The organism is Duganella sp. CF402, assembly GCF_900109645.1.
Classification (GTDB): domain Bacteria; phylum Pseudomonadota; class Gammaproteobacteria; order Burkholderiales; family Burkholderiaceae_D; genus Rugamonas.
Map to the genome: position 1 here is coordinate 2732735 of NZ_FOBG01000001.1, position 13005 is coordinate 2745739.

The following is a 13005-nucleotide window of genomic DNA, read 5'->3' on the forward strand; positions in this document are numbered from 1 at the left end:
GGATTTTACCAGAGGGTCAGAGTCCGAACGCGGCAGCGTCGCCACGGCCCTGGCGCACCAGCACGGCGTCGTCGCCGGTCAGGTCGATCACGGTGGTCGGCTCCATGCTGCAGGCGCCGCCATCGACGATCAGCTCCAGCTGCTTGCCGAGCCGCGAGCAGATCTCGTCCGCATCGTTCAGCGGATCGACTTCGTCCGGCATGATCAGCGTGGTGCCCAGCAGCGGCTGGTCCAGCTCGGCCAGCAAGGCGTTGATGATGGCGTCTTCCGGCACCCGCAGCCCGATGGTCTTGCGTGATGGATGGCTGAGGCGGCGCGGCACGCACTTGGTCGCTTCGAGAATAAAAGTGAACGGCCCCGGCGTGGCAGACTTCAGCAGGCGGAACTGGCGGTTGTCGACCCGCGCATACACGCCCAGCTCGCTCAGATCGCGGCACAGCAGAGTCAGATGGTGTTTCTCGTCGATGCCGCGTATGCGACGCAAGCGCTCGACAGCGCCCTTGTCGTCCAGATGGCAAACCAGCGCATAGCAGGAATCGGTCGGCACGGCGACAATGCCGCCGCCGTGGATGATCTGCGCCGCCTGCTTGATCAGGCGCGCCTGCGGATTGACCGGATGGATCTGGAAGAATTGGCTCATGCTTAAGATTGTACGCTACGCAAGGCAGCGATACGCTCTTCAAATGGCGGGTGGGTCGAGAACAGCGCGCCCCAGCCGCCACGGCCGGCGCTGATGCCCGACGCGGCAAACGACTGCGGCAGCTGGCCCGGCTCGACGCCGTTCAGACGTGCCAGCGCGTGCTGCATCGGCACGGTGCTGCCCAGCAGCTTGGCCGAGCCGGCGTCGGCGCGGAATTCGCGCTGGCGCGAGAACCAGGCCACGATCAGCGAAGCCAGCAGGCCAAACACGATCTCGCACACGAACACGGTAATCATGTAGCCGATGCCAGGACCACGGCGCTCTTCATTCTTGTTGAGCATGCTGTCGACAAAGAAGCCGACGATACGCGCCAGGAACACCACGAAGGTATTGGTCACGCCCTGGATCAGGGTCATGGTCACCATGTCGCCGTTGGCGATGTGGGCGACCTCGTGGCCCAGCACGGCTTCCACCTCATCGCGGTTCATGCTTTGCAGCAGACCGGTGGAGACGGCGACCAGCGCCGAATTCTTGAACGCGCCGGTGGCAAACGCATTCGGCTCCCCCTCGTACACCGCCACTTCCGGCATGCCGATGCCGGCGCGCTCGGACAGCGCCTTGACGGTATTCACCAGCCACAGCTCGGTGGAATTGGAAGGATTGTCGATCACGCGCGCGCCGGTCGACCATTTGGCCATCGGCTTGGAAATCAGCAGCGAGAAGATAGCGCCGGTAAAGCCGACCACCAGCGAAAACGCCAGCAGGCTGCCCAGTTGCAGCGTGCCGCCCGCGCCCGGACGACCGATGCCCAGCAGCGACAGGACGATGGACAGCACCAACATCACAGCGAGGTTGGTGGCGATAAACAGGATAATGCGTTTCATATGGGTCTCCGGTACGGACAGTTTGCCGAAATCATAAGGTAAGACCGCGCTTGCGCAAAATCAAGATACAGCTACTTACATGGGATCGGTAATCGGCAGGCGAAATTACCACCAGTCGTGCCAAACTGGTTTCACGTTGGCCGGCAGCGGCGGCAGCGCGGCGAAATCGATGCGGGATTCGCCCGGCGCGTGGAAATCGGTGCCGCGCGAGGCCAGGAAGCCGTAGTGATTCGCCAGTTGCGCGTACTCTGGATATTGATCGGGCGTGTGGCTGCCGGTCACCACCTCGATGGCGGTGCCGCCTAGCTGCTTGAATTCGCTGAACAACTCGCCCTGCGCCAGCTGCGTGAAGCGGTAGCGGCCGGGATGCGCGATCACGGCGATGCCGCCGGCGTCGCGGATCCATTTCACCGACTGCTCCAGCGTGGCCCAGCAATGCGGCACATAGCCCGGCTTGCCCTCGGACAGGTATTTCTTGAACACTTCCGCCGTGTTGGCGCAGGCGCCGATCTCGACCAGATAGCGCGCAAAGTGGGTGCGCGACATCAGGTCCGGATTGCCGACGTATTTGAGCGCGCCTTCGTAGGCGCCCTCGATGCCGGCCAGCGCCAGCTGCTTGTCGATCTCGCGGCCACGGTTGTCGCGGCCGGAGCGGGTGCAGGCCAGACCTTCCACCAGCGCAGCGTTGTTCTCATCGATCTGCAGGCCGACGATGTGGACCGTCTCCTTGGCCCAGGTGATGGAAATCTCGACGCCGGTGACAAAGCGCATGCCCTGCGCTTCGGCGGCGGCGCGCGCAGCGGGAATGCCGCGCACCTCGTCGTGGTCGGTGAGCGCCCAGACGTCGACGCCGGCCTTGCGGGCCGTTTCGGCCACAGCGGCCGGCGCCAGCACGCCGTCGGAGACGTTGGAATGACAATGCAGGTCTACTTTTAACATACTGGCATTGTATCGCGGATGCGCGCGCCCCGCGCCAGCAACTCGGCAAAGCGCACCGGATCGATATTCGAGCCGCACACCACCAGGCCGACGCGCTTGCCGGCCAGCCGTTCGCGCAGCGGGCCAAGCAGCGCGGCCGTTGCGACGGCCGCTGCCGGCTCGGCCACCAGCTTGGCGTCGCGGAACAGGTGCAGCATGGCGAGGCAGATTTCATCGTCGGTCACGCGCACCACCTCGCTGACGAAGCGGCGGCAGACGTTGAAACTATAGTCCATCGCGTATGGCGCGCCGAGGCTGTCTGCCACCGTGTCGATGCGTTCCAGCGTGACCGGCGCGCCGGCCTGCATGCTGCGATACAGCGCATCGGCGCCGAACGGCTCTACGCCATACACCGCGCACTGCGGGTTCAGTTGGCGCACGGCGGCGCTGATGCCGGCCAACAGCCCGCCGCCACCGACCGGCACCACCACTGCATCCAGTCCCGGCACCTGCTGCATCAACTCCAGCCCGACCGTGGCCGTGCCTTGCGCCGTCAACGGGCCATTGAACGGATGCAGCAAAGTACGGCCCTCCTCGCGCACCAGTTGATCGCAATGCGCAAACGCCGCGTGCATGTCGGGCTGCAGCACTACCTCGGCGCCGTAATCGCGGCAAGCGGCGATGCGTGCCGGATTCGCATGCTGCGGCATCACCACCTTGGCGCTACAGCCAGCGAGGCGGGACGTGTACGCCACAGCGATGGCGTGATTGCCGGCGCTGACTGCCACCACGCCGCGTTCGCGTGCCGCCGCATCCATCGCGGCGATGTTGTTGAGCGCGCCGCGCAGCTTGAAGGTGCCGGTCTTCTGGAACAGTTCCAGTTTGAGCCAGACTTCGGTTGTGGGGAATTGTTCTTCGATGATGCCGGTCTGCCAGCGCCATACGGGCGTGTGCAGGACCTTGCCGCTCAGGCGTTCGGCGGTGGCGTGGATGTCGGACAGCGATGGGTAAGGCGTCATGAGTTGCTCCAAACGGATTATTCAAAGGGACTACGCGTGTCTCCGGGGCGCCAAGCACCGGCGTAACGCCGCAGCTCAGCGACCCTGAATAATTCGAATAATGTTGGAGCGTGCGCCACCAGCCGCAGCATGGCTGCGTTGATTATCGATGGCGTGAAATGATTTCATGCGTTCAATCATGCCGAAAAAGCAAACGCATGGCAAGCGATTCTTAGACGGCGAGGAATTCCTCGATCATCTGCGCCAGTTCGGCGGGCTGGTCGTGGTGCAGCATGTGGCCGGCGTCGTGCACCATTTTCTTGGTGACGTCGCGCAGGTGGCCGAGGCGGCGTTCCAGTTCCACGCGGCCGGCCGGCTTGGCGCCCATCCAGTCCCACATATTGGTCTGATCGGCTTCCACCCACAGCACCGGCGCGGTGGTCGCGCTCCAGCAGGCCATCACGTCGTCGACGTGGTACGGCAGCGGGCCGGCTTGCTTGTGCACCGGGTCGCCGAGGATTTCCCATTCGCCGGCATCGTTCTGCGCCGACCAGTGCTGGGCCAGGAAGGCGGCTTTGTCATCGCTGAGGCGCGGATTGGTTTTTTGCAGGCGCGCCGCAACAGCAGCCTGACTCGGGTAGGTGCGCATCTCGTGCTTTTCCAGCAGGCTGTCCATCCACTTGGCGTAGCGGCCCGGCGCCTGCTCCGGCTTGGAGGAACGAAGGCCGGCGCCTTCCAGATTGATCAGCTTGCGGATGCGCTCCGGCCGCGCGCCCGCATACAGGCCGACGATATTACCGCCCATGCTGTGCCCCAGCAGGTCGACCGCCTGGTCCGGCGAGTAGTGGCGCAGGATGGCGTCGAGATCGGCCAGGTAATCGGGGAACCAGTAGGTATCGAGACCGTTGCGCTGCGACAGGCCGAAGCCGCGCCAGTCCGGTGCAATCACGTGGTAATCGCCCTTGAGCTCATCAACCACGAACTGGAACGAGGCGCCCACGTCCATCCAGCCATGCATCATGAACAGCTTGGGCGCGTCTTCCCTGCCCCAGTGGCGAACGTGGCAGCGCAGGCCACGAATGGTCAGGAATTCGGAACGGGAAGGTTTATGCGTGCTCATATCTGTCCTTGAAAATCCGGGGCCGGCGCCCATATCGGAAGCTTGCTGGCGGCAAAGCAAAATAATAGCACGACCGTTCGATAGATGCGCAAACGCAAAGCCAGCGTAAAATAGCGCCATCCCACCGCACACAATCAGGTTTCCAATGTCTATTTACCAATTAGGCGATCACACGCCCGAGATCGCTGCATCGTCATTTGTTGCCGATAATGCCACTGTGATTGGCAAAGTCAGCCTGCATGAACACAGCTCGGTGTGGTTCGGCGCCACGCTGCGCGGCGATAACGAGCGTATCACCATCGGCGAAAATAGCAATGTGCAGGAAGGCACGGTCATGCACACGGACATGGGCTACCCGCTCACCGTGGGCCGCAATGTGACCATCGGCCACCAGGCCATGCTGCACGGCTGCACCATCGGCGACGGTTCGCTGGTCGGCATCCAGGCCGTGATCCTGAATGGCGCCAAGATCGGCAACGGCTGCCTGGTCGGCGCCGGCGCGCTGGTCACCGAAGGCAAGGAATTCCCCGACCACTCGCTGATCATCGGCGCCCCGGCCAAGGCCGTGCGCCAATTGACGGCGGAAGAAATCGCCGCCCTGCAAGGCAGCGCCGACAATTACGTCAAACGCGGTCAACTGTTCAAGACGCAACTCAACAAGATCGGATAACAAGTATGAGCATCACCATCACCGGCCAGGACACCCTGCAAAAATTCATCTTCGATAACGCCGCCGTGCGCGGCGAGCTGATCGACATTTCCGCCACCTGGCGCGAAGTGCTGGCCCGTCACAGCTACCCGGCGCCGGTCAAGAAAGTGCTGGGCCAGATGACGGCGGCGGCGGCGCTGCTGTCGGCCAACCTGAAATTCAACGGCTCCATCATCATGCAGATCCACGGCGATGGCCCGGTCAGCCTGCTGGTGGTCGAGTGCGACGCCGACCTGCGCCTGCGCGCCACCGCCAAGCTGGTGACTGGCGAGGTGGTGGCCGACGACGCCACCCTGGCCTCGCTGGTCAACGCGCACGGCAAGGGCCGTTTCGTGATTACCCTGGATCCGCTGGAAAAAGTGCCGGGCCAGCAGCCGTATCAAGGCATCGTGCCGCTGGACGGCGGCGATGTGGCGACCGTGATTGAAAACTACATGCTGCGTTCGGAACAGCTGGACACCAAGCTGTGGCTGGCGGCGGACGATAATGTCTCGCGCGGCCTGCTGCTGCAAAAGCTGCCGCACCACGGCGGCAAGGCCGACGCCACGCCGCTGAGCGAAGAAGACGCGCTGGAAACCTGGAACCGCGCGGTCATCCTCGGCTCGACGCTGAAGGAAGAGGAACTGCTGAGTACCGGCATCGACGTGCTGATCCAGCGCCTGTTCTGGGAAGAGACCATCCGCGTGTTCGATCCGCTGCATCCGCAGTTCCACTGCAGCTGCACGCGCGAGAAAGTCGGCAACATGTTGAAGATGCTGGGCCGCGATGAAGTGGAAAGTGTGATTGCCGAGCACGGCAAGGTGGCGGTCAACTGCGACTTCTGCGGCCAGCACTACGAGTACGACCCGGTCGACTGTGCGCAGCTCTTTCTCAGCGACGCACCGGTCGAGACCTTGATCCCGGCCAGCGACGCCAAGCACTAAAATTGGGTTCCGGCCTTCGCCGGAACGACGGCGCACGTGGCGCGTCGTTCCGGCGAAGGCCGGAACCTAATTTACGGGGCTTCTTTCGCGTAACGCTGCGCCAGCACGGCGCAGACCATCAGCTGCAGCTGGTGGAACAGCATCAGCGGCAGCACCACGGCGCCCAGCGCGCCGCCTGCGAACAGGACCTTGGCCATCGGCACGCCGCTGGCCAGACTCTTCTTGGAGCCGCAAAACACAATCGCAATCCGGTCCTCGCGGTTGAAACCTAAACGGCGCGCAGCCTGCGCGCTGATGCCCATCACTAATCCCAACAGCAGCACGTTAATCAGCATCAGCCCGGCCAGCGTGCCCCACGATACCTGATGCCACAATCCCTGTCCCACCGCCTCGCTGAACGCGGTGTACACCACCAGCAGGATCGAGCCTTGATCAACCATGCGCGTCAACGGCTTGTGCTTCTCGACCCACGCGCCGATCCAGCGCCGCGCCACCTGGCCCGCAATGAACGGCAGCAGCAACTGCAAGGCGATCTGCCCGGCCGACTCCAACGGCGACCCGCCCGACATCTGCGCCGAGGTCAGCAAGCCCACCAGCAGCGGCGTGATAAAAATGCCGAACAGGTTGGAGGCCGACGCCGAACAAATCGCCGCCGGCACATTGCCGCGCGCCGCCGCCGTGAAGGCAATCGATGATTGCACGGTCGACGGCAGCATGCACAGGAACAGGATGCCGAGGTACAGATCCGGCGTCACCAGCGGCGTCAGCACCGGCTTGAGCAGCAGGCCCAGCAACGGGAACAGAGCGAAAGTGCACAGCAGCACCAGCAAGTGCAAGCGCCAGTGCGTGACGCCGGCAATCACCGCCTCGCGCGACAGCTTGGCGCCGTGCAGGAAGAACAGCAGCGAGACGCCGACGTGGGTGATGCCATTGAAAATCACGGCGCCCTGGCCGTGGCATGGGAACAGGCTGGCCGCGACTACGGTCGCGATCATCGCCAGCGTAAAGTTATCTGGCAAAAAACGGGGACGATTCATTATTTAGGACACTTCACTTCCAGCACATCAATGGCGCCGACGGTTTTCGCATTGGTGGCGCTGCGCACCAGGTCGACGCGCTCCACGCAGTTCTTGCGCACCAGCCGTTCGTAGGTACGGGTGCAGTTGATCACCGCCTCGCCGCCATTGCCGGCATTGCAGTAAAAGCCCTCGGCCTGCATGCGCACCAGCGCCTGATCCAGCGGCATGCCGGGCTGCACGGTCTGGTTGACGAAATGGCCCAGTTTGGACTGGTCGATCGAGCAGGCTGCCAGTACCAGTGGCAAGGCTGCCAAGAAAATTCTCCGCATCGTAGCGCTCTCCTTATTTCCAGACAGCAGTGTAACGCATGTGCGCAGGTCATGATCCGGTCACACTCGGCCCCTATGATGCGCAGCGTTATTCATTCCTTAAGCTGAGCAAAACATGAACATGAAATTCTTCGCGGCCCTGAGCCTCCCTATGCTGGCAATGGCTGCCAATGTCGCCGCTGCCGTGGCCGAGATGAACGATGCGCCGGAAGTCGAAGTCGCCGCAGCCGCCGCGCCGATCGCCACGGTGGAAGTGGCCACACGCAAAACCCGCTCCTCCGTTGAACTCAGCAAGAACGATATGCAGAAAATCCTGCCGGGCGTGAATCCGCTCAAGGCGCTGCAAACCCTGCCGGGCGTGAGCTTCCAGACCGCCGACCCGTGGGGCAACAACGAGCAAAACCTGTCGCTGTTCATCCACGGCTTCAGCGGCCAGCAACTGGGCTACACGATGGACGGCGTGCCGCTGGGCGACCAGCAATACGGCAACTACAACGGCCTGTCGCCGCAGCGCGCCATCACCAGCGAGAACGTCGGCCGCGTGATCCTGTCGTCGGGCGCCGGCGACCTGGCCACCGCCTCGACCAGCAACCTGGGCGGCACCATCGAGACCTTCTCCAGCAACCCGCTGGCCAACCGCAACCTGGCCGTGCAGCAGACCGTCGGCAGCTACAACACCTCGCGCACCTATGCGCGCTTCGACACCGGCAACTTCGGCGATGGCAACAGCGCCTACATCTCTGCCGTGCACCATGAGCAGAAAGCGTGGGACTTCAACGGCCGCCAGGGCGGCGACCAGATCAACGCCAAGTTCATCAACAACAGCAGCCTGGGCCGCCTGACCATCTACGCCGCCTACTCAGACAAGATCGAGCCGAACGAAGACAGCACCGTGCACTCGGCCACCGAGAAATACCAGCCGTACACCCGTCCGTTCATGTACCCGAACTTCCAGCAGGCGCTGGCCTACCTGTCGGCCACCGGCGCCACGCCGGCGGCGGAAGGCAACAACTACCGCAACTACTACAGCGATGCGCAGCGTACCGACTACCTGACCTACGCCAAGTTCGAAACCAACCTCACCGACACAACCTCGTGGACCAACCAGATCTACTACCACAACGATGATGGCGTCGGCGTGGTGGCCGGTCCGATCGGCGTGGCCGGCTTGCCGGCCCTGTTCGCGGTCTATTTCCCTGGCCAGAATCTGAAGCAGGTGTTCGGCAATTCCGGCTTCGCCACCCGCACCACCGAGTACGCGATCAACCGCAACGGCTGGCTGTCGACCCTGAACACCGAACTCGGCGACCACAAGCTGCAAGCCGGCTTCTGGCTCGAACACAACCGCTCGTCGGCGTACCGCCGCTGGTACGCGCTGGATGTGAACAACCCGAGCTCGCCATACGACCGCCCAAGCAACCCGCTGATCACGCAGTACGGCAGCGAGATCGACAACAAGGTCGCCCAGCTGCACCTGCAGGACGAATGGCGCCTGTCGCCGGACCTGGCGCTGCAAGCCGGCTTCAAATCCAGCCTGCAATTTGCCGAAGGCCAGTTCCCGGTCCAGCCGAAGAACGGCGCCATCGCCAACTCGACCGCGCTGCCGGTCGGCGAGATCATCACCAAGAAATGGTTCCTGCCGCAGATCGGCGGCCGTTGGGATATCACCGCGCAAGACCAAGCCTTCTTCAACGTGCAGAAAAACATGCGCCAGTTCGTGACCTACGGTGGCGGTGGCGCTTCGCCGTGGAGCTTGTCGAGCCAGGGCGCGTTCGACCTGTTCAAATCGACGGCCAAGCCGGAAACCTCGATCACCTACGAAGCCGGCCTGCGCAGCAGCCACCAGCTGGACCTCGGCGCGGTGACCGCGTTTGACGGCCAGATCAACGTCTACCATGTCGACTTCAAGGACCGCCTGCTGCAGATCAGCCCGACCTCGGTGATCTCGTCGATCATTGGCGGCAACCTGGCGGTGCTGACCAACGTCGGCAGCGTGAAGACCAACGGCATCGACTTCTCCGGCACCCTGCACTTCGGCCGCAACTTCTCGCTGTACAACGCGCTGTCGTACAACCAGTCGAAATACGACGACAACTACGTGAGCGGCAAAGACACCGTGTTCACCGCCGGCAAGAAAGTGCCGGGCAGCCCGGAGTGGATGGATAAATTCGTCGCCAGCCTGACCGTGGCCGACACCGAAATCCAGCTGAGCGGCGACTACGTCGGCAAGCGCTACGCCACCTACACCAACGACCTGTCGGTGAAGAGCTACTTCCTGACCAACCTCGGCGTATCGGGCAAGCTGCCGTTCCTGAACGGCGGCTGGGTGAAGAACGCGCGCTACCGTTTGAACGTGACCAACCTGACCAACAAAGAAGGCGATCTCAACGTGGTAGTCGGCGCGGCCACCGGCACGTACAATACCTTCCCAATCGCCCCACGCCAGGGCTTCCTGACCTTGATGGCAGACTTCTGATGAACAAACTTTATTTACCGAAGCGCCTGTCGCGTCGCGGCTTCATCCAGACGGCAGCGATGGCTGGCGGTTCGCTGCTGCTGACCTCCTCCGCGTTGGCGCGCGGCGTGACCGCGCTGACGGCCGGCACGGCGGCAGCGGCTGGCAACGTCGACTTGTCCGGCTTGCCGGGCGTGTCGCCGGTGGGCGCCGGCGGCGGTCGGCCGCTGGTGTTCGGCCATCGCGGCGCCAGCGCGCTGCGACCCGAGCACACGCTGGCCTCGTACGCCAAAGCCATCGCCGATGGTGCCGATTATGTCGAGCCGGATCTGGTCAGCACCAAGGACGGCGTCCTGGTCGCACGCCACGAAGCCTTCCTGAGCGAGACCACCGACGTCGCCAGCCATCCCGAATTCGCCAGCCGCAAGGCGCGCAAAACCATCGATGGCGAAACGCACGAAGGCTGGTTCGTGGACGACTTCACGCTGGCCGAACTGAAAACGCTGCGCGCGGTCGAGCGCATCCCGCAATTCCGTCCGGGCAGCGCCGAGTACAACGGTATGTTCCAGGTGGTGACGTTTGAAGAAATCATCGACTTCGTGGCGGCCGAATCGGCGTCGCGCGGGCGCATCGTCGGCATTGTGCCGGAGCTGAAGCATTCGACGTATTTTGCGAGCGTTGGCCTGCCGCTGGAAGAGCGCTTCCTGTCGATCTTGAGCGCACACGACTACACGCGCCGCAACCCGGTGGAAATCCAGTCGTTTGAAATCGCCAATCTGAAATACCTGCGGAGCAAGCTGGGCCGGCGCGCCAACCTGCGCCTGATGCAATTGGTAATCGGCGAAAACGTGCGACCGATGGACGTGGCGGCGGCAGGCGGCACACTGACCTTCGCACAGATGCTGACACCGGCAGGGCTGAAAGACATCGCGCAATACGCCGACGTGGTCGCCCCGCCAACGCGCGCCATCATCCCGCTGAAAAAAGACGGCACGCTGGCCGAGCCTTCATCGCTGGTAGAAAACGCCCACAAAGCCGGCCTGCGCGTGGAACCGTGGACCTTCCGTCCCGAAAACAAATTCCTCGCCGCCGACTTCCGCAGCAGCGCCGGCGACTTCGCCCGCCACGAAGCCGGCTCGATCGCCGAAATGAAACGCTACATCGCCACCGGCATCGACGGCTTCTTCACCGACGACCCCGCCCTAGGCCGCGCCGCCCTCGCTTGATCGCAATCACACAGGCGGGGCATTGCCCCGACTGGTATGCCACAGCGCGAGAACATCTACCGCGTCCGCCCGGACGCGGTAGTACAAATGATGGTGGATTTTTGCGAGATGAATCCGGCGCACGCCTGCTAACTTCGCGTTGCGCGCAAACGTGCCCAAGTTCGGACTGATGGCAAGCAGCGCAAAGGCACGCTCAAGTTCGATGGAAACTGCGTCTGATGCGGCCGGCCGATTCAATTGCCACCAAGCGGCCAATCGCTGTATCTGCGCGGCAGCGCGATGAGTAACGTTTATGGAATATGGCTTGGTCAAGATTGCGAGCGCAAACTCTTGAGTAAATCAGCAGCTGGCACCAAATCGCCACGATCCGCTTCCTCCAGCGAAAGCTGCATTTCCGCCTCTTGCTCCGGCGTCAATTCAAATGACTCACTGCCGTCACGAGAAAATACGGTCACAGTCGCCCCTTCGTCAAAAGGCATATCCTCGACGACCACCTGCCCCGCTACGATTTTTCCAGTGACGATTTTCATGGAAAAATAGTAGTCTCTTCTTCGCCAGAAGTCAAAACGGGGCCGAGGCCCCTTTTGCTGTTTAACGGCTGGCCTGGTTGGCGGCGCCCAGTGTCGGCAGGGCGGAGGTCAGGTCGATCCAGGCTTGGGGCACAGGATTTTCGCGGCTGCGCACACCGAAGAAGCTCACTACTTCGTTGCCTTCCTTGTCGTAGAACTCGACGTTCACCACGCCAGCGCGCTTGACGATGTAGCCGCTCACCAGCGCGCTGTCACGCAGGTGCAGGTTGAATTCGGGATCCAGCACGTTGAAGTAGCCGCCCGCTTCCTGCACTTTGTTGATCTTGCCGCTGTAGATCTGGATCGCCGAATCATTGCCCAGGAAGGCCATGATTTCCACCTGCTGCTTGGCCGCCGATTCCAGCAACTGGCGCACGGCTTGCGGTGCGATGCGCGTTACTTTGTCCACAGGGCCCAGACGCAGGCCCTGCTCGCGCGTTACGCCGAATTCGCTCAGCAGGCGGTTGAACTGGTGCACGTCGTTGATTTCATTCCAGGCCAGCTGGAATTCTTTCACGTCCACTGCGCTATCCGGCTTCAGCGCTTTCTTGGCCGGCGCGGCGGCCACGTTCAGCTCGGCGCTTTGCGATGGATTGCGGAAGTCGGCCACTATTTTGTCGAATACGGCCACGCCGGCGTCACTCTTCACGTACACCTTGTGCGCCGCGTTGCCCTGGGCGTCGAAGAATTGCAGGCTGCGCGACACCACCCCGTCCTTGCCCGGCTGGACCACCGCAAACGCGTACTTCCAGTTTTTGAAGGTGAAGCGCAGGTCGATCTCACCGCCCAGGTAGCCGCCGGCAATGTTGCGCATGCGCGCTTCGCGCTCTTTCTCTTTGTCCGCATCAAGGCCGGTGATCGGCTCTTGCGGCTTCATGCGCGTGGCCACACCGGTACGCTCGAGGATGGCGTTTTCGTTGCGCGTCATGGCCATGACTTTGCCGAGGTCCAGCGCGCGGCGCATGATTTCACGCGGCACGTTCTCGCCTTCCTGCAAACGGGTCACGGTCTTGCCGATGCCGTTGGCGGCCAACAGTTCCGCTTCCGATACGTTCAGTTTGGCGAAGGCGTCGCGCAGCGCCAGCTTCGGTTGTTCGGCGCGCAGCGCTTCGTAGCGCTCGGTCAGACTGGCTGCGCCTGCCGGCAACGACGAGAGCAGCAAGGCGCCGGTCAGCGCCAGGGCAAATCGATGGTGGGGTTTCATAGTCTAGTTCC

At 62.9% G+C, this 13005-nt stretch carries 14 protein-coding genes; 4 read left to right on the plus strand and 10 right to left on the minus strand.

What is annotated here, in order from left to right; translation table 11 throughout:
• Positions 1 to 16: 16 nt before the first annotated feature.
• The 5 genes from BMZ70_RS12230 to BMZ70_RS12250 form a co-directional block, all read right to left on the minus strand.
• Positions 17 to 640, minus strand: a complete 624-nt coding sequence (locus BMZ70_RS12230; protein WP_092274260.1) for an L-threonylcarbamoyladenylate synthase — start codon at positions 638 to 640, stop codon at positions 17 to 19.
• A 2-nt stretch (positions 641 to 642) separates the two neighbouring features.
• Positions 643 to 1524, minus strand: a complete 882-nt coding sequence (gene htpX / locus BMZ70_RS12235; RefSeq protein ID WP_092274263.1) for a protease HtpX — start codon at positions 1522 to 1524, stop codon at positions 643 to 645.
• A 105-nt stretch (positions 1525 to 1629) separates the two neighbouring features.
• Positions 1630 to 2463, minus strand: a complete 834-nt coding sequence (locus BMZ70_RS12240; RefSeq protein WP_092274265.1) for a 3',5'-nucleoside bisphosphate phosphatase — start codon at positions 2461 to 2463, stop codon at positions 1630 to 1632.
• Positions 2457 to 3461, minus strand: coding sequence for a threonine ammonia-lyase (locus tag BMZ70_RS12245; RefSeq protein ID WP_092274268.1), 1005 nt, complete (start codon positions 3459 to 3461; stop codon positions 2457 to 2459). Before BMZ70_RS12245 ends, BMZ70_RS12240 begins: the two co-directional genes overlap by 7 nt.
• A gap of 211 nt (positions 3462 to 3672) precedes the next feature.
• Positions 3673 to 4560 (minus strand): alpha/beta fold hydrolase, encoded by an 888-nt coding sequence (locus BMZ70_RS12250; RefSeq protein WP_092274271.1) that lies wholly within the window; start codon positions 4558 to 4560, stop codon positions 3673 to 3675.
• A gap of 145 nt (positions 4561 to 4705) precedes the next feature.
• Here BMZ70_RS12250 and BMZ70_RS12255 point away from each other — a divergent pair, with 145 nt between their 5' ends.
• Both BMZ70_RS12255 and hslO read left to right on the plus strand, forming a co-directional pair.
• Positions 4706 to 5230 (plus strand): gamma carbonic anhydrase family protein, encoded by a 525-nt coding sequence (locus tag BMZ70_RS12255; protein WP_092274274.1) that lies wholly within the window; start codon positions 4706 to 4708, stop codon positions 5228 to 5230.
• 5 nt (positions 5231 to 5235) lie between these two features.
• Positions 5236 to 6192: an Hsp33 family molecular chaperone HslO gene (gene hslO, locus BMZ70_RS12260; protein WP_092274277.1), complete on the plus strand. Its 957-nt coding sequence runs from the start codon at positions 5236 to 5238 to the stop codon at positions 6190 to 6192.
• A 71-nt stretch (positions 6193 to 6263) separates the two neighbouring features.
• Here hslO and BMZ70_RS12265 read toward each other — a convergent pair whose 3' ends face one another.
• The gene (locus BMZ70_RS12265; protein ID WP_092274280.1) at positions 6264 to 7229 is read right to left on the minus strand and encodes a bile acid:sodium symporter family protein; all 966 of its coding nucleotides are present in this window, start codon (positions 7227 to 7229) and stop codon (positions 6264 to 6266) included.
• On the minus strand, positions 7229 to 7525 hold the full coding sequence (locus tag BMZ70_RS12270; RefSeq protein WP_229205383.1) for a hypothetical protein: 297 nt from the start codon (positions 7523 to 7525) through the stop codon (positions 7229 to 7231). The genes BMZ70_RS12265 and BMZ70_RS12270 overlap by 1 nt, the downstream gene beginning before the upstream one ends.
• A 130-nt stretch (positions 7526 to 7655) precedes the next feature.
• Here BMZ70_RS12270 and BMZ70_RS12275 point away from each other — a divergent pair, with 130 nt between their 5' ends.
• Positions 7656 to 10016 (plus strand): TonB-dependent receptor, encoded by a 2361-nt coding sequence (locus BMZ70_RS12275; RefSeq protein ID WP_229205384.1) that lies wholly within the window; start codon positions 7656 to 7658, stop codon positions 10014 to 10016.
• Positions 10016 to 11221, plus strand: a complete 1206-nt coding sequence (locus tag BMZ70_RS12280; RefSeq protein WP_130300787.1) for a glycerophosphodiester phosphodiesterase — start codon at positions 10016 to 10018, stop codon at positions 11219 to 11221. Before BMZ70_RS12275 ends, BMZ70_RS12280 begins: the two co-directional genes overlap by 1 nt.
• A gap of 6 nt (positions 11222 to 11227) precedes the next feature.
• Here the strand turns inward: BMZ70_RS12280 and BMZ70_RS29310 are convergent, their stop codons facing one another.
• The 3 genes from BMZ70_RS29310 to BMZ70_RS12295 all read right to left on the minus strand — a co-directional run bounded on the left by BMZ70_RS29310 (position 11228) and on the right by BMZ70_RS12295 (position 12994).
• Positions 11228 to 11533: a type II toxin-antitoxin system RelE/ParE family toxin gene (locus BMZ70_RS29310; RefSeq protein ID WP_165403482.1), complete on the minus strand. Its 306-nt coding sequence runs from the start codon at positions 11531 to 11533 to the stop codon at positions 11228 to 11230.
• Entirely contained in the window at positions 11530 to 11751 is a 222-nt protein-coding gene (locus BMZ70_RS12290) for a hypothetical protein (protein ID WP_092274289.1), read from the minus strand. The genes BMZ70_RS29310 and BMZ70_RS12290 overlap by 4 nt, the downstream gene beginning before the upstream one ends.
• Positions 11752 to 11812: 61 nt before the next feature.
• A complete protein-coding gene (locus BMZ70_RS12295) occupies positions 11813 to 12994 on the minus strand; it encodes a ChuX/HutX family heme-like substrate-binding protein (protein WP_092274291.1) in 1182 nt (393 codons plus the stop codon).
• Positions 12995 to 13005 lie beyond the last annotated feature (11 nt).

Bases quoted from the DNA above. Each gene is read 5' to 3' on its own strand.
- BMZ70_RS12275 (WP_229205384.1), top strand. From the start codon at position 7,656: ATGAACATGAAATTCTTCGCGGCCCTGAGCCTCCCTATGCTGGCAATG.
- BMZ70_RS12295 (WP_092274291.1), bottom strand. From the start codon at position 12,994: ATGAAACCCCACCATCGATTTGCCCTGGCGCTGACCGGCGCCTTGCTG.
- BMZ70_RS12230 (WP_092274260.1), bottom strand. From the start codon at position 640: ATGAGCCAATTCTTCCAGATCCATCCGGTCAATCCGCAGGCGCGCCTG.
- BMZ70_RS12290 (WP_092274289.1), bottom strand. From the start codon at position 11,751: ATGAAAATCGTCACTGGAAAAATCGTAGCGGGGCAGGTGGTCGTCGAG.
- BMZ70_RS12265 (WP_092274280.1), bottom strand. From the start codon at position 7,229: ATGAATCGTCCCCGTTTTTTGCCAGATAACTTTACGCTGGCGATGATC.
- BMZ70_RS12245 (WP_092274268.1), bottom strand. From the start codon at position 3,461: ATGACGCCTTACCCATCGCTGTCCGACATCCACGCCACCGCCGAACGC.
- BMZ70_RS12280 (WP_130300787.1), top strand. From the start codon at position 10,016: ATGAACAAACTTTATTTACCGAAGCGCCTGTCGCGTCGCGGCTTCATC.
- BMZ70_RS12255 (WP_092274274.1), top strand. From the start codon at position 4,706: ATGTCTATTTACCAATTAGGCGATCACACGCCCGAGATCGCTGCATCG.
- BMZ70_RS12240 (WP_092274265.1), bottom strand. From the start codon at position 2,463: ATGTTAAAAGTAGACCTGCATTGTCATTCCAACGTCTCCGACGGCGTG.
- BMZ70_RS12250 (WP_092274271.1), bottom strand. From the start codon at position 4,560: ATGAGCACGCATAAACCTTCCCGTTCCGAATTCCTGACCATTCGTGGC.
- hslO (WP_092274277.1), top strand. From the start codon at position 5,236: ATGAGCATCACCATCACCGGCCAGGACACCCTGCAAAAATTCATCTTC.
- htpX (WP_092274263.1), bottom strand. From the start codon at position 1,524: ATGAAACGCATTATCCTGTTTATCGCCACCAACCTCGCTGTGATGTTG.